The 18,588-nt window shown below is 68.5% G+C and carries 24 protein-coding genes; 9 read left to right on the top strand and 15 right to left on the bottom strand.

Going from position 1 to position 18,588, the window contains the following annotated elements; all coding sequences use genetic code 11:
• Positions 1 to 125: 125 nt before the first annotated feature.
• A complete protein-coding gene (locus ENKNEFLB_RS10570; RefSeq protein ID WP_214059143.1) occupies positions 126 to 323 on the top strand; it encodes a DUF4177 domain-containing protein in 198 nt (65 codons plus the stop codon).
• 191 nt (positions 324 to 514) lie between these two features.
• Here the strand turns inward: ENKNEFLB_RS10570 and ENKNEFLB_RS10565 are convergent, their stop codons facing one another.
• The 6 genes from ENKNEFLB_RS10565 to ENKNEFLB_RS10540 form a co-directional block, all read right to left on the bottom strand.
• Positions 515 to 823, bottom strand: coding sequence for a hypothetical protein (locus tag ENKNEFLB_RS10565; protein ID WP_214059142.1), 309 nt, complete (start codon positions 821 to 823; stop codon positions 515 to 517).
• 239 nt (positions 824 to 1,062) lie between these two features.
• On the bottom strand, positions 1,063 to 2,481 hold the full coding sequence (gene pntB, locus ENKNEFLB_RS10560) for a Re/Si-specific NAD(P)(+) transhydrogenase subunit beta (RefSeq protein ID WP_214059141.1): 1,419 nt from the start codon (positions 2,479 to 2,481) through the stop codon (positions 1,063 to 1,065).
• Positions 2,482 to 2,497: 16 nt separating this feature from the next.
• Entirely contained in the window at positions 2,498 to 4,015 is a 1,518-nt protein-coding gene (locus ENKNEFLB_RS10555) for a Re/Si-specific NAD(P)(+) transhydrogenase subunit alpha (RefSeq protein WP_214059140.1), read from the bottom strand.
• 240 nt (positions 4,016 to 4,255) lie between these two features.
• Positions 4,256 to 4,984: an HAD family hydrolase gene (locus tag ENKNEFLB_RS10550; RefSeq protein WP_275955957.1), complete on the bottom strand. Its 729-nt coding sequence runs from the start codon at positions 4,982 to 4,984 to the stop codon at positions 4,256 to 4,258.
• 1,379 nt (positions 4,985 to 6,363) lie between these two features.
• Complete coding sequence (locus ENKNEFLB_RS23160; protein ID WP_420830549.1) at positions 6,364 to 6,726, bottom strand: excisionase family DNA-binding protein; 363 nt, start codon at positions 6,724 to 6,726, stop codon at positions 6,364 to 6,366.
• Between the two features lie 738 nt (positions 6,727 to 7,464).
• Entirely contained in the window at positions 7,465 to 8,169 is a 705-nt protein-coding gene (locus ENKNEFLB_RS10540) for a thermonuclease family protein (RefSeq protein ID WP_214059137.1), read from the bottom strand.
• A 251-nt stretch (positions 8,170 to 8,420) separates the two neighbouring features.
• Between ENKNEFLB_RS10540 and ENKNEFLB_RS10535 the strand changes: the two genes are divergently transcribed.
• From ENKNEFLB_RS10535 to ENKNEFLB_RS10525, 3 genes are all read left to right on the top strand, one after another.
• Positions 8,421 to 8,879, top strand: a complete 459-nt coding sequence (locus ENKNEFLB_RS10535; RefSeq protein WP_214059136.1) for a hypothetical protein — start codon at positions 8,421 to 8,423, stop codon at positions 8,877 to 8,879.
• Positions 8,880 to 9,085: 206 nt separating this feature from the next.
• A complete protein-coding gene (locus tag ENKNEFLB_RS10530) occupies positions 9,086 to 9,649 on the top strand; it encodes a hypothetical protein (RefSeq protein ID WP_214059135.1) in 564 nt (187 codons plus the stop codon).
• Positions 9,650 to 9,912: 263 nt separating this feature from the next.
• Positions 9,913 to 10,437: a hypothetical protein gene (locus tag ENKNEFLB_RS10525; RefSeq protein ID WP_214059134.1), complete on the top strand. Its 525-nt coding sequence runs from the start codon at positions 9,913 to 9,915 to the stop codon at positions 10,435 to 10,437.
• Positions 10,438 to 10,731: 294 nt separating this feature from the next.
• On the opposite strand, the gene ENKNEFLB_RS10520 is transcribed toward ENKNEFLB_RS10525, so the two are convergent.
• The 3 genes from ENKNEFLB_RS10520 to ENKNEFLB_RS10510 form a co-directional block, all read right to left on the bottom strand.
• Positions 10,732 to 11,697 (bottom strand): hypothetical protein, encoded by a 966-nt coding sequence (locus ENKNEFLB_RS10520; RefSeq protein ID WP_214059133.1) that lies wholly within the window; start codon positions 11,695 to 11,697, stop codon positions 10,732 to 10,734.
• A 713-nt stretch (positions 11,698 to 12,410) separates the two neighbouring features.
• Positions 12,411 to 12,725: a hypothetical protein gene (locus ENKNEFLB_RS10515; protein ID WP_214059132.1), complete on the bottom strand. Its 315-nt coding sequence runs from the start codon at positions 12,723 to 12,725 to the stop codon at positions 12,411 to 12,413.
• Between the two features lie 49 nt (positions 12,726 to 12,774).
• A complete protein-coding gene (locus tag ENKNEFLB_RS10510) occupies positions 12,775 to 13,149 on the bottom strand; it encodes a hypothetical protein (protein WP_214059131.1) in 375 nt (124 codons plus the stop codon).
• A gap of 462 nt (positions 13,150 to 13,611) precedes the next feature.
• Between ENKNEFLB_RS10510 and ENKNEFLB_RS10505 the strand changes: the two genes are divergently transcribed.
• The 4 genes from ENKNEFLB_RS10505 (at position 13,612) to ENKNEFLB_RS10490 (ending at position 15,036) form a co-directional block, all read left to right on the top strand.
• Positions 13,612 to 14,016: a hypothetical protein gene (locus ENKNEFLB_RS10505; protein WP_214059130.1), complete on the top strand. Its 405-nt coding sequence runs from the start codon at positions 13,612 to 13,614 to the stop codon at positions 14,014 to 14,016.
• Between the two features lie 40 nt (positions 14,017 to 14,056).
• On the top strand, positions 14,057 to 14,245 hold the full coding sequence (locus tag ENKNEFLB_RS10500; protein WP_214059129.1) for a hypothetical protein: 189 nt from the start codon (positions 14,057 to 14,059) through the stop codon (positions 14,243 to 14,245).
• Positions 14,246 to 14,350: 105 nt separating this feature from the next.
• A complete protein-coding gene (locus tag ENKNEFLB_RS10495; protein ID WP_214059128.1) occupies positions 14,351 to 14,593 on the top strand; it encodes a hypothetical protein in 243 nt (80 codons plus the stop codon).
• 92 nt (positions 14,594 to 14,685) lie between these two features.
• Complete coding sequence (locus ENKNEFLB_RS10490) at positions 14,686 to 15,036, top strand: hypothetical protein (RefSeq protein ID WP_214059127.1); 351 nt, start codon at positions 14,686 to 14,688, stop codon at positions 15,034 to 15,036.
• A 203-nt stretch (positions 15,037 to 15,239) separates the two neighbouring features.
• Here the strand turns inward: ENKNEFLB_RS10490 and ENKNEFLB_RS10485 are convergent, their stop codons facing one another.
• The 5 genes from ENKNEFLB_RS10485 to ENKNEFLB_RS10465 form a co-directional block, all read right to left on the bottom strand.
• Entirely contained in the window at positions 15,240 to 15,488 is a 249-nt protein-coding gene (locus ENKNEFLB_RS10485; RefSeq protein WP_214059126.1) for a hypothetical protein, read from the bottom strand.
• A 35-nt stretch (positions 15,489 to 15,523) separates the two neighbouring features.
• Positions 15,524 to 15,964, bottom strand: a complete 441-nt coding sequence (locus ENKNEFLB_RS10480; RefSeq protein ID WP_214059125.1) for a hypothetical protein — start codon at positions 15,962 to 15,964, stop codon at positions 15,524 to 15,526.
• Positions 15,965 to 15,973: 9 nt separating this feature from the next.
• A complete protein-coding gene (locus tag ENKNEFLB_RS10475) occupies positions 15,974 to 16,267 on the bottom strand; it encodes a hypothetical protein (RefSeq protein ID WP_214059124.1) in 294 nt (97 codons plus the stop codon).
• Positions 16,268 to 16,322: 55 nt separating this feature from the next.
• Positions 16,323 to 16,658 (bottom strand): hypothetical protein, encoded by a 336-nt coding sequence (locus tag ENKNEFLB_RS10470; protein WP_214059123.1) that lies wholly within the window; start codon positions 16,656 to 16,658, stop codon positions 16,323 to 16,325.
• 156 nt (positions 16,659 to 16,814) lie between these two features.
• Positions 16,815 to 17,102, bottom strand: coding sequence for a DnaJ-like cysteine-rich domain-containing protein (locus ENKNEFLB_RS10465; RefSeq protein ID WP_214059122.1), 288 nt, complete (start codon positions 17,100 to 17,102; stop codon positions 16,815 to 16,817).
• A gap of 515 nt (positions 17,103 to 17,617) precedes the next feature.
• Here ENKNEFLB_RS10465 and ENKNEFLB_RS10460 point away from each other — a divergent pair.
• On the top strand, positions 17,618 to 18,010 hold the full coding sequence (locus ENKNEFLB_RS10460; RefSeq protein ID WP_214059121.1) for a hypothetical protein: 393 nt from the start codon (positions 17,618 to 17,620) through the stop codon (positions 18,008 to 18,010).
• A 62-nt stretch (positions 18,011 to 18,072) separates the two neighbouring features.
• On the opposite strand, the gene ENKNEFLB_RS10455 is transcribed toward ENKNEFLB_RS10460, so the two are convergent.
• Complete coding sequence (locus ENKNEFLB_RS10455) at positions 18,073 to 18,525, bottom strand: hypothetical protein (protein ID WP_214059120.1); 453 nt, start codon at positions 18,523 to 18,525, stop codon at positions 18,073 to 18,075.
• Positions 18,526 to 18,588 lie beyond the last annotated feature (63 nt).

Here is an 18,588-nt window from a genome sequence, read left to right as displayed (position 1 = left end):
GTGGTCTGGTGGGGCCGGGAGGGGTGGCCTCGGCACGGTCTTGCGGCACAGCTCCCCCGGACCTTCGGGCCGCCCGGACGAGTCGCTGAACCCGCTAACGTGCGAGACCAACGAGAGGACGCTTCATGTTCAGTTACAAAGTCGTCGAGGTCCGCGAGAAGATGATCGGGGGCAAGATGTCTGGCGACAAGCTGCAGAAGATCCTCAACGAGCATGGTTCGCAGGGGTGGCAGCTCAAAGCCATCACCTCGGTCGAGGTCAAGGGCCGAGTCGGTCCCGGCGGGGTCGACGGCTTGCTGCTGACATTCGAACGCCAGGCCTGACGGCGGGCCCAACCGCGACCTCGCGGACCGCGACCATCCACCGGGCCACGACTTCCCAGGCGCGCTCCGCATCCGCGCTGGGTGTGGTGTCGCGTGGGTGTTGTCGGCCACTGCAACGTACTCCGTGTACGGCGCAGCGGGTGCGTTTTCCGGTTCGCCGGGGCACCCACGCGGGACTTGGCTGCGGCGCATCACGGGCCGGCATCGTGGGTGCGTGCGGTCCCTGCGTACCGCCCCGCCAGCTCTGCGAAGGCTTCGTTGAACTGTGGAGGCGAGACGACTTCCATCGAGACCGCGAAGCGTCCGAAGGAGGCGGCCAGCGCGCCCCAGGACCACGAGCCGACCTCGAGGCTGCATCGACGCTCGCCCAGCGCTCGTTCGGTTCCGTCCCCGGCGAAGGGCAGGACATCTCGCGCGGGTGCGTGGAGGATCACCGTGCCCCGACACGGCCATGCGTTGATGTCCGACCCCTTGAAGCGTGCGGAGACGAACTCCCCCACGTCGCCGCCCGGGACGTCTCGCCGCGTGAAGCGCGGGCCGCCGGGAGTGCGTGGGGTGACGCGCTCGACGCTGAAGAGCCGCCTTCGGTCATGCGTCGACGGGCCCAGTCCGCCGTTCGTCGCTCGTCGCTCGTCGCGGTCGTGTCAGGACCGACCGAGGAGCGTGGACGGGCCCCCGCGGGTCGGGCTGCGATGCGTGGTCAGCTGTGGGTCGCTGAGCGCGGGTCGGCCCAGATCGTCTAGAGGACGCGCAGGATGTCCTCGACCCGCTCTTTTGCGTCTCCGAAGATCATCGCGGAGTTCCCGCGGAAGAACAGCGGGTTCTGCACGCCGGCGTAGCCGGAGGCCATCGAGCGCTTGAAGATGACGACGTCGTCGGCGTCCCACACGGTGAGGACCGGCATGCCGGCGATGGGGCTGGTGGGGTCGTCGTTCGCGGCAGGGTTCACGGTGTCGTTCGCGCCGATGACGAGAACGACGGCGGTGTCGGCGAAGTCGTCGTTGATCTCGTCCAGCTCGAGCACGATGTCGTAGGGCACCTTGGCCTCGGCCAGGAGCACGTTCATGTGGCCGGGCAGCCGGCCCGCGACCGGGTGGATGCCGAAGCGGACGTCGACGCCGCGGTCGCGGAGCCTGCGCGTCAGCTCGGCGACCCCGTGCTGGGCCTGTGCGACCGCCATTCCGTAACCCGGGGTGATGATGACGCGGTCAGCCTCAGCCAGGAGCTGAGCCACCCCCTCGGCGTTGATCTCGCGGTGCTCGCCGTAGTCCCTGTCGTCCCCGGGACCGGCCTCGATGCCGAACCCACCGGCGATGACGGAGAGGAAGGATCGGTTCATCGCCTTGCACATGATGAAGGAGAGGTAGGCACCCGAGGAGCCGACCAGGGCACCGGTGATGATCAACAGGTTGTTCTCCAGCAGGAAGCCGGCGGCCGCAGCTGCCCAGCCCGAGTAGCTGTTGAGCATGGAGACGACCACGGGCATGTCGCCGCCGCCGATCGAGGCCACCAGGTGGAGGCCGAGCAGCAGGGCCACCAGGGTGACGGCGATCAGCAACCACAGCTGGGGGTCGATCACGAACCACACGGTCAGGACCCCCACGAGCCCCAACGCCGTCAGGTTCAGCAGGTTCTTGCCCGGCAGCACCAACGGGTTGGAGCCGATCCGGGCCGAGAGCTTCAGGAAGGCGATGATCGAGCCGGTGAAGGTGACGGCACCGATGAAGACTCCGATCATCACCTCGGCGTGGTGGATGCCGAGGGTGCCCACGGCGTCGAGCAACGCCGCCTCGGGGCCGTCGGGGTCGGCCTCCACCAGGAGGTAGCCGTTCCATCCGACCAGCACGGCGGCCAGGCCCACGAAGCTGTGCAGCAGGGCGATCAGCTCGGGCATCCCGGTCATCTCGACCACCTTGGCGCGACGGAGCCCGACGGCGCCGCCGAGGAGCATCGCCACGACCAGGAGCCCCAGGCCCGGGACCGAGAGGTCCTGCTCGACCGCCAGAGCGACGGTGGCCAGGAGGGCGACAGCCATGCCGGCCATCGCGAACGAGTTCCCCAGGCGGGCCGTCTCGTGCTTGGAGAGACCGGCCAACGCCAGGATGAACAGGAGGGCAGCGACGATGTACGCCGCCTGGGCAGCGGTTTCGGCAGTCATGTGGGTGGGCTCCTGGTCAGCTGCGCGAGAACATCGCGAGCATGCGGCGGGTCACGGCGAAGCCGCCGAAGATGTTGATGCTGGCGAGCGTGATCGCGACGGCGGCCAGCACGGTGATCACCGTGGAGCCGTGCCCGATCTGCAGCAGGGCACCGACCACGATGATCCCGGAGATCGCATTGGTCACCGACATCAGCGGGGTGTGGAGCGCGTGGTGCACGTGCCCGATCACGTAGTAGCCGATGACGATGGCGAGAACGAACACCGTGAGATGGCCCAGCAGGGCGCTCGGCGCCAGCGCCGCGAGCAGGAACAGCAGGACGCCTGCGACCGCCACCGTGCCGACGCGGCGACGGGTGGAGACCGGCTGCTTGACCGGTGAGTCCGGCTGGGGGGCCGTCGGCGCCGGGGCGGCCGAGACCTCCACGGGCGGCGGGGGCCAGGCCAGCTCGCCGTCGTGGACCACGGTGATGCCGCGTTGGACGACGTCGTCGAGGTCGAGGACCAGCTGACCGTCCTTGCCGGGGGTGAGCAGCTTCATCAGGTTGACCAGGTTGGTGCCGTAGAGCTGCGAGGCCTGGGCCGGCAGCCGACCGGCCAGGTCGGTGTAGCCGATGATGGTGACCCCGTTGGCGGTCACGACCGTCTTGCCGGCGACCACACCCTCGACGTTGCCGCCGTTGGCCGCGGCCATGTCGACGATGACGCTGCCGGGCTTCATCGACGCCACCATCGCGGCATCGATGAGGAGAGGCGCCGGACGACCCGGGATCAGGGCGGTCGTGATGATGATGTCGACGTCGCTGGCCTGCGCTGCGTAGAGCGCGGCCGCGCGCGCGGCGTAGTCCTGCGACATCTCCTTGGCGTACCCGGTCGCGGACACCTCGACGTCGGCGGCCTCGACCGCGAGGTACTCCCCGCCCAGGGAGCGCACCTGGTCGGCGACCTCGGGTCGAGGATCGGTGGCCCGGACGACGGCGCCCATGCCCCCCGCCGAACCGATCGCGGCCAGACCCGCGACGCCGGCACCGCACACCAGCACCTTGGCCGGGGGCACCTTCCCCGCGGCGGTCACCTGACCGGTGAAGAACCGGCCGAAGACATGGGCCGCCTCGATCACGGCTCGGTAGCCGGCGATGTTGGCCATCGAGCTGAGCACGTCCAGCGACTGCGCTCGCGAGATCCGCGGCACCGCATCCACTGCCAGTGCCGTGATCGGACGACCAGCGAGGTCGGCCACCAGGCCGGGGTCCAGACCTGGGGCGAGCATGCTCACCAGCGTGGCTCCAGGCTTGAGCGCATCCAGCTGGGCCGTGGAGGGTGGATTCACCCCGAGGACCACATCGGCATCCGTCGCCGTGCCGACCGTTGCGCCGGCAGCAACGAACGCCTCATCGCTGAGGCTGGACCCGGCACCCGCGCCCGCGTCGACCACCACGTCGTATCCCAGGGCTATCAACGTGGCGACGGTGGCGGGGGTCCCGGCCACTCGCGTCTCGCCACCACGCGCCTCGTTGAGGATGCCGATGATCACTGTTCACTCCAATGCGTTCGCGGGTGCGACTGCCTGACCATCGCCGGTTGCTGCCGGTTGTGACGCATGCCACGCCCAATCTGACACACCATCTGACGCACCCTGCGGCGAACACCCTCCGCGGAGGTTGGAACCGTGGCGCCGTCGGAGTCCTTCAGGTGGCGCCGGCCTGCGAGCGTGGCTAGTAGCCACGTCAGCCACATGCCCGGGGACGACTGCGACGGCCAGGGGCGGACGGCGTCACCTGCCGCGCATCAGGCCTTCCACGTCGGCGACGGTCCGGCCCTGGAGGGTCGGCCAGACGTGCCAGCTCCCCGGCGTCGGGAGGTGGGCGTCGTTCGGCACCGCGATCGCGACGGCTCCCGAGGCCACGGCCGAGGCCAGGCCGTTGGGCGAGTCCTCGATGGCGACACAGTCGGCGATGCTGACGTCGAGGAGTCGTGCTGCCTCGAGGTAGGGGTCCGGGTGCGGCTTGGAGCGCCGGACGTCCTGGGAGCCGACGATGCAGGTGAACGTGCCCTCGGGCGCACTGCGTGCCACGAGGTCCGCCATCTCGTGCGCCGAGGTCGTCACGATCGCGGCGGGGATCCCACTGCTCCTGACGTCGCACAGCAGGTCGAGGACACCTGGTCGCCAGGGCACATCCTGGGCCAGCGCTTCGATGACTCCGGCTTCGAGTGTCGCGATGATCGACGTCGCATCCAGGACGACACCGGCGGCGCGCATCGCGTCCGCGGTCTCGTGCATGTCGGAACCGACGAGCTCGAGACCTTGTCGGTGCGACCACGTCCCGCCGTGGTGCTCGACCAGGGCGAACTGCTGCGCTATCCAGATCGGCTCCGAATCGATCAGCGTGCCGTCCATGTCCCACAGGACGGCCGCCGGCCGACGTACCTCGTCATCGCGGCGCCGACCTGCGGAAACATCCGACTTGCTGGTACTCAGGATGCCCTCCGAAGCTTGGTGCAACGTTCCCTCGACGGGCCACCCTAGAACGGGCCCCGCTGCATGGGCAGCGTGGCAGGGACAGCCGCGTTCCGGGTCGAGCCATCAGGGTTCTCGGCGGTGAGGGTGACGTCGTAGCGACGGGCGGCAGCTGTGTCCTCTACGGCACGACGACGTCGACGTGTGATCCGCACTCACCCGGTGCACGCAGATCGCACATCGACCACCCGTGCAGGTCCGTCCGCGCGTGCCGGTGCCCGCGGCCGCATCAGGTCGGACCTTCTACATGTCGGAATCGTCACCTTGGGCCGAGGGCGGCGAGACGACCTCAGGGACCGTCGGCCCGCTTGGTTCGCCTGCTTGCCTTGGTCCCTCCGGTTAGTGCACCGAAGGCCTGGGAGCCCGCTTCACCGATCACCTCTGTCAGTGACGATGTAGTCAAAGATGTAGTCAGACCCGTCCCTCACGGCCAGAGGCACCTCCCTCACGAGGAGGAAAGTGCCTCTGACCTGGTGAAACTCTGTCGGGCTGACAGGATTTGAACCTGCGACCCCTTGTCCTGGGGCGGATTGCGCAACGGGTGACCACCGTTGCCCACGACTACCGCCTGACCTGCGGTTTCGAGCAACCCTGGGTGCCATCGGTGACCGGGTGTGACCACGGTTCCGCACTCGTTTCCGTCGAGTAAGCGTCGAGCGGTTCACGTTCTTGACCACCGATGACCAGTGCTTGCAGCCTACCGGCGGCCTGCCCGGTGCCTTGAGACTGCGCAACAAGACCCCCTCCCGTGTGTACGGGAGGGGGTCTTCGGGGTTGGACGAGCTGGGGGTCGGGGGCCTTGATGCCGGCGTGGATGCTGGCGACCTGGGTGACCGTGAACAGCGCGTAGATGGCGTCCTGGACGTCGGAGTCGAGGGCGGTGTGGCCCTGGACGGCGGTGAGGAGCTGGTGGCCCTTCGAGATGAGCGTCAGCTGGGACAGGCCGTCCTGGTGGCCGTTGACCCAGCCCCAGTAGAGGCGGCGGGCGGTGGCCTCGATGGAGGAGACCGTGTCGGCGTAGATGCGGCGTGCGGCGTCGTCGACGGCTGCGACCGCGAGCTTGTCCAGGTAGCCGGGCTTGCAGCGTGCTATCCGGTGGGCGTCGCAGGTGGTGCAGGAGGTGTCGGTCTCGTCGGCGGGGTGGCCGTAGTCGCACGAGGGGGTGGGGATGAGGGACTGAGGGGCCTCTGTCAGTTGGTGCCAACCGGTGGTCGGCGTCTGACTTCGACCGCCATGTTGTTGCTGACACAGGCTGGCGCGACGCCGACCTCGCCTGAGGCCCGCCCCAGGTTCAGCCAGGTGCGTCCGCCTCGCCGCGCGACGTTGTCAGCTGGTGGCTGCACTCTGGTCCCCGTCGGGTCCGGTCAGCCCCTTCCGAGATCGACCGGATCGCGACCCCAAGCTTGGCGGAACCTGCGGGCGTTCGCTGCGACCTCGGCGTCCTGTCGGCGGATCCACCACAGGCGCCGCCGTCGAGTCGCGGGCAGGCGGCCGGCTTGGACCCACTGACCGATCCGGGAGCGGCTGACACCGATGAGGACAGCTGTCTCGGCCACGCTGAACCACACCTGCCCGTCAGGTGGTGCGCCTGGGATTCTCTCGGCCCGACGTGCGGCGGCCTCGGCTCGATCCTGCTGCAGCACCTGCCGGGCCTGCTCGAGCGAGGCAGCCCTGACCGAGGGAGCGTTGCGAGGGCGACGGGTGCCGCGCGTTGGCGGGCTGGTCATCTGCACCACGCCGCGATCGGCCAGGCGGCGAAGCGCTCCCACCGTGCAGCCCAGCCGGCGCGCGGCCTCCGCCTGGCTGACCCACTCGCCCTCCACAGGATGAAGCGTAGGTACGTGGCCCCTTGCGGCCTAGCATCTTCAGGGAGGCATCCACCCCGGCTGAGACTTGCTAGGGCTGTACCTACCATCTGCACCGTGTCCGCCTGGGATGCCGTGCTGATGCCGGTCGCGTAGGCGGTCACTGGGCTGGCGCTGTTCCACGCCGACCGTGTCGTTGACACCCGTCTCAGCGGTTCGGCGCCGAAACGGCCGGCCCTCGTCCCGTTCTGGTGGGTCTTCGTGTGGGCTCTCCCGGCGGGAGCCCTGGCGGCTGTGGTGTCTGGGAACGCAACCATCCCCGTAGTGGCGCAGGTAGTGGGCGTAGCGGTTCTGACAACCGCCGCAGCAGCCGCATTCTGCTGGAGGTTCGGTGTTCGGCCGGGGCGCAGAAGGCGAGATCGAAACCAAGACCGGTAGGACCCAACGTCGGTCTACCGAGGCTGAGCCCCAGTCCGTCTCGGTGGCGCGGGAGCGCGGGGGCGCCGGCCTGGTCATGGGCGCCCAGCACGGTGCAGTAGCCAAGGTCGAACGCCGCGGCGATGTCGTGGCGGGTGGCATGCAGAAGGGCCCACGGGGTGTCCCGGGGGCCCTTCGAGGCGTTCCTAGTCAGCGGCCCTGCTCAAAGGCCGGAGTGAGGTGTCAACAGGCGCCCCAGATGCCGCGGTCGGCGTCCTTCGCGCTGTCCTGGGCCTTGCGGTAGGCCTTGACCCGGTTGAACGGGTTGCCCTGGTAGACGTAGACCTCGCCCTTGCCGTCGAAAATCATCGCGCGGCCAACGTCCGTGCCCTTCTTCTCCACGTAGCGCAGCTGGCGGCCGTAGCGGTCCTTCAGGTCCTGGCTGGTGTCCGAGATCAGCACGACGCGGGTGCCGCGCGGGAGGCGGTTCTTCAGAGCTTCCGAGGCCTCAGGTCCACCGCACTCCTCGCCGCCGAACACCTCGGGGGTGTCGATGCCGAGGAACCGGACGGTCGCCTTGCCGCCGCCGATGTACTTCACCTTCGCGGTGTCGCCGTCGACGACGCGAATGATCTTGGCCGCTGCTCGCTTGGGCTTGGGCTCGGGGTTGCCGCCGCCGCCGTTGTCGCCGCCACCGCCGCCCCCACCCTGGTCGGTGGAGCAGGGGCAGGGGTTGCCCTCGCAGGCCACCCCGTCGCCCTCGGCGTCAAGGCCGTGCGGGTCACTCTGGGGACCACCGTGGTTGATGTAGAACGTCTGGGCTGCCTTCTGCGTGGCGAAGTCGCCGCAGTCCTTGTCGGCAGCCTGAGCGGTTGCGGTGGTGAACCCCAGCAGGCCGGTAAGGGCGACGGCCAGGGCGATGAACATGGGGACGAAGCGGATGCGCATGGAACCTCCGGTTGTGGTGACCGGTGGAGGCTATGTGCCCGCGCCGACAGTCGCTGGTTCTTGGTGATTTGCGAAAGGCGGTCTGTTTCGCCGCCGATCCGACGCATCCTCGGCGCGCCGGGGGCGTTGACGTCGGGCAGAGGCACGCAGCGCTACGGGGCCTGTGCGCACTGTCGGCTTTCTGGGCGCAAACTTGGCACCGCCGCCAACCGTGGCAGGACTTGGACCGAGATGAGCCGTACCGTGCCCGGGTGAACAGACGCCGCTCAGCCCTGCTTGCGCTCCTCTTGTTGATGGTTGGGGCGTCGCTGGCCGTCGTCGGTCCGGCAGCAGCAGCGCCGGGGTGTGAGCCGTACTGCGACGACCGCACCACGGCTGTAGCGAACCAGCTCGACGGCCGCGGTCACGGCGCGTGGCTCGCCACCACGCTCGAGGACGGCGGGTACAACGGGCGCCGGCGGGCAGAGATCACCAAGATCCCGGACGGGCACGGGAAGCGGTACGTCGGAGTCATCCACGTGCCCGCAGGCAAGCCCGGCAAGGTCCGTCGTGCGCTGTCGGGCAGCTGGTACGCACAGCGCCGAACAGTCTTCGTCCTGCCGCTGCGCACCCGGTACGACACCCGTGGAGCGGCCAACGCCAAGCACCGGGAGGCCGCCCAGTGGGCAGCGCGTCGGCTCGGAGGTAGTTGGGTCGCCCGCCGCCCATGACCCAACAGCGGCCGGTGTGAGCCCTGCGAAGCGGGGCGGCGCAGCCTGAGCTCTCATCCGGGCTGGTTCGCACCCCGGCCCGCATTCGGAACCCGTGTCCTGAAAGGGGCAACAACGGGGGAGGGCCAGCTCGATTCGGGAGATGATCGGAGTCCCGCAGCCTGCGTCGCCTGGTAGGCCCGTTCAGCAGTCACATGGAGTTGAGAATGAAGTCCGTTCGCCTTGCCGCAGCGATCTGCCTGTCGATCCTTGGGCTGTGCGTCCCGCACCCCGCCCAGGCCGCGGAGGCACTGCTTGATGCTCAGGACCCCGCCGGTGACGTGCGCATCTACACGCCCGACGGTCTCAGCGACAGGGACAGGAAGAGCGTCGACATCCGCCGGGCCTGGGTGAGTGAAGTGGACCAGAACACTTACCGGGTGTCGGTGAAGTTCAAGCGGGTGGCTGCCAAGAGCACCCGGTGGGACCAGATGGTCTTCTTCGACTCTCACCCGCAGAACGAGAAGATCAACCAGTCCGCGGGGGTCGGGTTCACCCAGAAGCCTCGGAGTGATGCGTACGCCTACGACACCCGCGCCGACGAGTGGTGCGAGCTGGGCGCGGTGACGCGAAAGCCTGCCAAAGACATCCTGAGCATCACCGTTCCGCTTCGGTGCATGCCCTGGGACGGGTGGCACATGGATGCCAGCACCGTCACCGGAACCTTCCGCAGCGATGCGCCCGCCTACTCCGGGGACAGGGTCCACATGGGCCGGTTCTACTACCCCTGAAGCAGTAGCGCCCGGGGAGGTCGGCCTGGTCGTTGCAGCTGGGCGCCGCCGCGACCGCGGCTAGACCCCGCCAGGTCGGCGGCGGCGAGGGCATCGGTGGGGAGCGAGGCAAGGTGAGGGTGACGAAGGGCATCTCGCACTCCTCCACTTCGTCGCTATCGAGGCCTTCGTCGGTGCTGACGACGTGGTCTCGACTTGCTAGCCCTGCGACCTGATGCGAGTCGATACGCTTCGGCAATGCTGAAGACCGGTTCTCCTTCCACATGAGAATCTCGCCGACTCTCCTCGTCATTGCGCTCATCTTCGGCGGGTGCTCTCTGCTGCAGACGTCGGACCCGGAGACCGGCCCGTCGCGCGCGACCGAGCCCGCGCGCCAGGGGCTTGCCCGCGTGACGGACTGCATCGAGCGAGAGGCCGCCATCGCAATGCGGGCCACGACGGTGGTGGACCAATGTGACGACCGGACCCTGATCGTGTGCTCCAGCGAACGGGACCTGACCATCGAGGTCGACGGTCAGCCGGTGAAGGTTGAGTGCGAGGACGGCAACGTCGAAGATCTGGACTTCGGAGACGACGACCGCCGGTGGCGTGCGGCGACATGGTCGGGAAGATTCATCGCCCACGTCCTCCCGCGAACGCCTGCTCCTCGCCCTGATCTGGCCCCCCGCACGCCCGCACCCGCGCCGGACCCTGCGCCGGACCCTGCGCCGGACCCTGCGCCGGACTACTCCAACTACACCGGACCACGGTGTTATGCGCCGGGAGGGACGACCTGGCGCCCTTGCTGACAGCGGTCGCGGCCTGACCGGCTGGCGCAACCTGAGGAGCGCGGTGGACGCCTACGACTTGCTGCTGTGGTTCGCGACCAGTCGCCAGGTGGCCAGCACGGCCGCCACGAGGACGAGCAGGGCTGCGGTGGGGTTGGGCTGCTGAAGTCGATCCCTAGGTGCTCGCAGAACTCGTTGACACCGGACCGGCCGCGGCGCGGGTCGGAGGGAGCCAGTGGCCCGTCCCGGGCCCAGCCGTCCCAGAAAGAGACGAGAGCGTCGAGCTAGGACAGAGTCTGTTGGCCAGACTCTGGCCTACTTCATCCGGGCTGCGAGCCGATCGAAGAAGTCTCCGAGCATGGGTTCGGTGTCGGGGCTCTGAGTCAGTTCGTATCCGCCGAACCGGTAGACCTCGTAGCCGCTCAGTCGAAGCCGCCTGTCCTCGGCGACCATCGCGGAGTACAGCGCAGGGCTTGCCCGGTCGCCCTCGGCGTAGTGCTGCTTGCCGTCTACCTCGATGACCACTCGCTGGCGGTCACTGAACAGCAGCAGGAAGTCCATCCGCTGACGACCCAACACGGTGCCGCTGGACAACTTTCGACGGGTCCGTTGGTCGTAGGGGTCGTAGTGCAGGTACACCTGCGGGACGAGCGCCGGGATGTCGTATGAGGTCCTGTACCGCTTCGCGTAGGCCTCAAACACCACTCGTTCGGCCTCGCTGTCGAGCGAGGCCGCGAAGCGACGATGGAGCTGATGACCTACCGCACGGTCATCGAACAGACCCCCGGGCAAGGCCTCGCGTTCGCGCCACCACGCGATGAGGTGGGAAAACCTCAGCCCTTCAGGTGGGAAGGGGCGGTCGTAGACCAGGCAGTGCTCGCCGTTCGCGACGATCTCGATGTCGTTGCTGACGGCGTCACGCAAGACGATGTCGGGCTTGGGGCCGTTCGCGGCGAAGATCAGATTCTTGGAGGGCCCCGTGACCCCTCCGCCCCGGTCGTAGGCGTCGATGTAGCGACGGAGGTCTGCGATGTAGGTCTCGGCGATCTCGACGTCGGCGTCGAGGCGGCGCGCGAACGCGATGAGTTGCGGCACTGCCCAGGAGTCGATGTAGCCGCTGATGAGGGCGCGCTTCGTGTCCGCCTCGGCGGGGGTGTGGGCGTCTATGCGCCAGGTGAGGTCCAGTTCCTCGGAAAGGACAAGTTCGAGGTCGGCGCGGGTGAAGGTGCCGATGAGGACCTCCTCGATGGCGGTACTCAGGGTGCGGGTGGTGACCTTCACCGGGCCAGGTTCAGGTGCTCCGTCGGGAAAGCTCCAGGGTGAAGGGCCACCCGAGAAGAAGTTCACGCGACCAGTCTGGCTGGTCGCGCTGGCGCGACGGGGGGCCACGCCGTGCGCTCGACCCTCTTGCGCCAAGCCGTTCAGCGGCTCGAGGGGCTCAACGGGTCGAGCAAAGTGTGGGTCAGTTCGCTAAAACGGTGTGATTGGCCCCCGGCAATTCGAGATGACGGACCCCTGACCTGGGCCGACGTGGTTTCGTAAGTACCCCTGACGAGGACCCCCGCCCACACCGGACGGGGGTCCTCGTCGTTGTGCTCAGTCCTCCCGGGCGCCCCTCAGCATCTCCACACACCACACCGCATCCACGTGCCCGTTCCTCTGCTCCGAGGCCCACAGGACCCGCCCCAGGGCACGCCACCCCGCGTCTGTCGCCACCGTCCGTCCCGCCTGCAGCGCGACCACCGCCGCAGCCACCGTGTGCTGCAGGATGCGGTCCGGGCACTCTGGGCCGTGGAAGATGCACGCCCCACCAGCCGGCTTGCTGGTCCTGGTGCCGCACCACGCACAGTGCGAGCAGTCCCGCCACGGCTCCGGTGTCCCCGGGTGCACATCGAGGACCAAGTCGGGGCCCAGGAGTGCCACGACGGACTCCGAGCACGGTTCTCCGCACACTAGGAGGCCGGACCCCTGCCCGTCACCGTGCAGCAGCACGATCATGCGCTCACCGGCCCGTCGGCGGCCAGGATGGCGTTCGCAGTCACCAACGGGTGCATGGCGAGCTGCTGCATCCGTAGCTTCTCGAACAGCTGCAGGTTCTCGGGGCTCATCGTGCCGAGCTTCGCGGTCAGCTCGACCATGCTGGCGATGACCTCTGGGGCGTTCTCGGCCCGGATGAAAAGGGGCTCGTGTATCCACGGGCGTCGGAGCTCGAGCGCGTCGTGGTCGACGAGCAGCTGGGCGTGCCAGCGTACGGTCCCGTCGTCGTCGGTCGAGACGCTGACACGGAGGGTCGCCTGGTCGTTGGTCATGCGGCCGACCGTGCCCTCCGCCGGGGCCCTGACAATGCCTGCCGAGGGGTCAGAACAGGGTCCAGAACTCGTCTTCGTCCACCTCACCGGGCTCCGGGACCGTGAGAAGGGACCTTGCCTGCCGGCGCTTGTCCTGGTCGTCCAGTGCAGCTGTCAGGAGCTCCTCGGAGGTCTGCCCGGTCATCGAGTAGTGGCACCCCTCGTCGAACACGAACTCCAAGTCCTCCGGGGAGAGCGGGTCGAGGAGCTGTGTGCCGTTGTCGTAGGCGGCGTCGAGCTCGTGGTCGTGGTAGCTGCCGAGGAGGTCCCGGCGGACGACCTCGACCATCTGAGGCACCCAGGGCTGGGCACGGTGCTGTCGCATCTCGAGGATGTGAAGGCGGGCGATGAGCGCGCGCCCGGAGACCTTCCTGGACTCGATCACGCGAGGACGGTCCCGACCGGGAGGGGCGCCGGCGTTGTCGGCTGGCCCGGGCACCCGTACCCGGTCAGTGTCCCATCGGGGGCGAGGGTGACGGCGCACCCGACCTGGTCATCGCCTCGTTCGAGTCGTGTGATGACCCATGCCCCTCCGATGGCTGCCGGGGTGCACAGGGCGACGCAGATGATGACCGCAGCGATGCGGTCCATGGTTCGGGGTGTCGGCAGGTGGCCGGGGTTGCGCACGGCAGGGCTTCAGGGGCTAATTCCTGCTCCCTACCGTCCGGGCGGGGGCTGCTGAGGGCAGCTAGGTGCGCCCGGGCGCCCGTATGGTCCCGGCGTGAGCACAGACGACCAAGAGCCGAACGCTGAGGCGGTCCTCGAGGAGCTGCTGGGACCGGCGCCGGCGACCACGACGGCACACCGGATGCGGGCCCGGGTCCTCGAGCGGGCCACCAGGATCGAGATGGCCCTGGACGAGGTCTTGGCGGACGCACACGCCCGGGACGCCTCGGCAGGGTTGTGGTTGAGCTCTGAGGTGGTGTCGCGACTGTCGGTCAACGACCGTCTGCGTCACCTGGACCATCTCCTCAAGGAGAGGGACCTGGACGGTCGGTGGCCGCTCCTGGTTGAGGTGCTGAGGCGGTTCTACCGGCTGCGGAACGACCTGGCGCACGGGTTCGTCGACCGGGTCCGGTTGGACGAGCAGGTGGTGCATGTGTCGACGGTGAAGCGGGGCAAGCACCAGGTGCAGTCGTTCCCGGTGAAGAGCTTGGGGTGGTTGTTGGCTGCTGCGGACCAGGCGCAGGCGGACCTAGCGGCGGTGTGGGCTGCGGTAGTCCCGACGGACGAGGCGTGGCACGAGAACTGAGGCCTCTGATGGGAGCCGAGGTCCGGGCACGGTGGCGGTCATGGACGACTCCCCCAACGACCACACCCGACTGCTCCGCATGACTCTGGCGATGACCGAGGAGGCGCTGCTGAAGCGGTGGGAGCTGGGCCAAGACCTGGTGCTCGGGTTGGAGCAGGCGCGGGACCTCATCGAGGCTGAGCTGGCTGAGCTCGAGGGTGGAGGGGACGCGCGTCTGCCGGGGTTCTGAGACTGACTCCCCTGCGGATACTTGGCAGGGGGTGCGTCCGCCCGGACGGTCCCCGGTACAGGCAGACGGAACACCGCCAGCCGACCCCTCCCCCAAGGACACCCCATGACCCTCGCCCCCAGCCCCACCGCCCCGACCACCGTCCCGATGACGATGACCGTCGAGTACGCCCGCCAGTGCCTCGCGTTCCTCAGCCTCGACGCGGTCATCGAGTGCGCCGAGCACTACCGCGGCGACACCACCTGGGCTCCCCTCGTGGCAGACGAGCTCCGCAAGCGCATTGCGAACGCCGGCACCCGCGAGGAGCGCGAGCCCGCACTGCGTGCCCTCTACGCCGCGACCAGCTGACCCCCAGACACCACGAAGCCCCCACCCGAGACCGGGTGGGGGCTTCGTCCGTTCCTAAGACAATGCCAGCCACCGGTGCCACCATCGGCGGCATGACCTGGTCAGGCGTCCTCGGAGCCATCGGTGGCACCGTCGCGTTCATTGCGGTCTACTGGTTCGCCTTCGCGCACACCGACTGGACCTCCAACACCATCAACGCCACGGACTCTCAGGCACTGCTCTTCACCCTTGTCGTGTGGTTCTTTCCCGCAGTGTTAGCGGCCGGGATGGTGGTCTCGGCGGCGGTCGAGCTTGACCTGAAGCTGTATCGACGCAGGCGCCGAGCCGAGCTGGCCGCGCGGGAGGCCGCACTCGACGAGGCGCCCCACGTCGAGCCGAGCCCCGAGGTGCGGACCGAGCAGCAGTTCAACCGCGCTACCGGCGGGTCGCTCTTCGACCTTTGAGACCACGACCGTTATGTGGTTGCGGGGCGGCCGGGATGGCCGCGGGCATCAAAGAACGGGTGAAAGCCAGCTCGGGTGCTTGCCTTCGTGGTTCTTCCGGGCCCGCTCGCGGACTGCCTTAGCCATGCCGGGCGGCAGTGTCCCCCGCGAGACGACGGCGGTCGGTGCGTAACGAGGTTCGACGCTGATGCGAGGGGTCACCATCAGGCGGCGTGCTTGGGCTCGTAGGTCTCTCGGGCCGGGTTGATGACGGCGAGCGCGGAGACGGGCACCGCGAGCTTGGCTACGACACCCTCGAGGGCTGCCAGGTCGACGGACCCGACGCCGGTGACACCGAGCTCTCCGGCAAGCCACACGGCGAACGCGAAGGCCAGCAAGGCCGCGTAGATGAGGTTGCGGTCGCGGGGCGGGATGAGGCCGCGGAGGAACGCGGTGACGACGGTGGGGTTCATACCTGGGACGGTCCGGTCCTGTCAGGACACGCCGGCTACTTGTCAAAGTTGGAAACCCCGTAGCAGGCCTTCAGAACCCTGTCCTCGACCATGATCGTGCGCCCCAGCGCCCGCGACCACTTGGTTGTCGTGTGCTGAGTTGCGAACACGTCAAAGTAGGCGTCCCGGACCGGCACGAAGGTCTGCCGGACTGAGCTGTCGGCGTTGGCTATCAGTTCGTCAATGCGGTCGACGTGGTTGAGAAGCGAGTCGGAGTACTCCACGTCGACCAGGTGCGAGAAGTCGCTGTACTCCTCGCACACCTCATCCAGTGTCAGCAGACGAGGTTCCGGCGGCGGCAGGTCCGTGAGGATGGGTTCCTCGGTGACCGTGACGGTCGCCGGCGGTGGGGACACTGTCACGGTGCCGTCGTCCTGACCGCAGGCGGTGAGGGTCGCTGCGAGGGCGAGGGTGATGAGGGCTGGGGTCGTGCGCACGGGTCACGGTCACACGGTCCCGGTGGTGTCCGCAGGCGGTTGCGGAAGTTGTCCGGCGGGTCGGACTGTTGTCTGGCTGAGCCGGCGCACCTGCCGGGCGAGGAGGAGTACCGCGACGGCCTGCTCCTCCACGAGACCGTCCACCAGGCCCTCCTCGCCGTACTCGAGGATGGTGCGGGCCGTCGAGATCCACCGGGGCAGCCACGCTTCGACGGTGGCGTCGAGGTCGGCGTCTGGGACGCGGGCGAGGCTCAACCGGTCCCGTGCACTGAGGGGGTCACGGGCCTCGGCTGGCGGGTTCATGGCCCCAGGGTGCACCCGAAGCCTTCCGTATCTTTGGCCCGGAGGATACGAACGCTCAGGTGTCCGCGTCGGTGACACCTGCAAGTAGCTCAGCGACCGAGACACCGTCCCGGGTCCACAACCGAAGAACCTGCTTGACCAGGCGCTCCGGCACACCCACGAGGCACTCGGCATCCGGCACCCGATCGCCGTGCACCCAGAACTCGGGGTCGCCGCAGAGCGGGTCGTCGACGGCAGGGCCGTTGATGCGGTGCTTTTCGCCCTCCAACCACCATTCGCTGGCGCCGTCCCGATACACGCGGGCTGGCCCGCCCTCGCGATGCCGTTGGCCGTCGACAAACCACTGTCTTAGACCGTTGGCGGCCACCACGGGCTTGTCCTCATCGGTCATCCTTCGCTCCGGCTGGTCAGTGCGTGCCGCGTGTTGCGACCACGATGCCACCGCAGTCGGGTGCGTGTGCCCGACCCAGCCGCAGTAGCGACCGGGGACTGGGGGCGCAGTGGTCCAACCACCCGTCCACTCCGGGGGGACCAGACACCCCAGGGCTCACGGCCTACGCAGGGGGTCGAACCCCAGGTCGTTGATGAGCTCGTCGGCCTTTTCCTCATCGACGCCGTACTCGCCGTCGCCGTGGCAGTCCTCGCACTGGATGACGTCGAAGTCGCCGTAGTCGCGGTCACCGACCTCGACCTCGCCCTTCCCGTCACATTCGCCGCAGGTGAAGACGTACTCGCCGGGGGCGAGCTCTTCCCGGGCCCACATGTCGTACCCGGCTGACGGGGCTGTGTCGGTGGTGGAGCTGACGGCGCCGAGCAGCTTGGACAGGAACGACATTGCTTCCCCCACGGGTGTGTGCCGGACAAGGTTGCCGCGGTCGTGGGTCAGTGTGCACCTGGGAAGCACGCCGGGGAAGCACAACGCCCCTCCGCGGATAGGGCCGTGGAGGGGCGTTGCTGGCGCCAGGCCGGCATAGGGTCCGGCAGCGCGGTCACCGAAGTGACGAGGCAGGAAGTTACCCGACCCCGGGCGGTCCGCAGGAACCGGTCTGGACAGTCGTGATGGCAACTGGCGGTCTCCCAGCGCGCACGCCGGTGAGTACCTACTGTCCCGCCTGTCACCCCAGGCACACCTGGGTCGGCCACCTCCCAAACCCCCACGAAGGAACCGCCCGAATGCGCTCCACCCGAACCACCCTTGCCGTCCTGGCATGCACCGCAGCACTGGCCCTGACCGGGTGCGGTGGCGACGACGAGTCAGGTGGTGGTTCCGAAGACTTCGTCCCTGCTGCTGATGCCCCCACTTAGGCCTCCGCAGACCCCTCCGAGACCGTCTACGGCTACATCCAGGCGATGGCGGCGGGCGACCCAGAGGCGACCTGCGCCTTCCGCAGCGTCCCTCTCAACGGCGCCGAGGACCGCGAAGGGGTAGAGCGGGTCCCCGCAGTGACCGACGCCGAACACACCTCAGTGTGTCTTGAGTACTTCGAGCAGAACGAGGCCGAGCTCGGAGTCAACTTCGCTGAACCCGGTGGCGAATTCTGGATCGCCGCCGCCGAGTTGCCCGTCGAGCGCTTGGAATCGTCCGCGGCTGAAGGCATGGCCGGCATGGGCATGGACGCAGACGCCTGGACGACAGGTCCTGAGATGAGGGTCAACCTCCAGAACGACTGGGACGAGTATGCCGGCGACGTGCCGTCTTACACACTCAACGAGTTCGACGACGAGGCCTATTTCATCGAGTGAGCTTCTGGAGTGCACGACAGCGCCCCTCCACGGAGTGCGGAGGGGCGTGCGTTTGTCCCGTGCTACCTCACCGGCTGAATGTCTGCGACTCCCCAGCTGGTGTACTCGTCGTCCACGAGGTGCTCCTCTGCCCACTCCCGGGCGGCGTCCTCGTCGGGGAACAGGCCCAGGATGAGCGCGGGCGACTTGATGCGGGTGTCGTAGGCGTAGGCCACGGCGGGCTTGGCCGGGTCGAACCCGTCGGCGGCGGAGAGGAGCTCTCGGCGGCGGTCGTCGCGGAGCTCTCGCAGCTCCATCTCGAGGGCCGCGACCCGCTCGATCTCAGCTCGTCGGAGGTCGCAGGTACTGCGGTGCTCGTGTCGCTCCTCGTCCAGTTCGGACTCGAGCTGGCTGATGTAGGCGGCCAGGACGGCGACCCCGGGGGTGCAGGTCTCGCGCTCCTGGGTGATGAGCGCGTGCGCGGCGGACTCGACGAGCTCGCTGGTGGCGAACGAGACGCGGAAGGGCTTGGGCATGGTGGCTCCTGGGGTGAGGGGATGCCGGCTGGGGGTTGCCGACACCACTGACCGTCCGCGCCC

Origin of the sequence: Nocardioides aquaticus, assembly GCF_018459925.1 — a bacterium.
Lineage (GTDB): Bacteria > Actinomycetota > Actinomycetes > Propionibacteriales > Nocardioidaceae > Nocardioides > Nocardioides aquaticus.
This window is presented reverse-complemented; position numbering and strand designations above follow the sequence as displayed.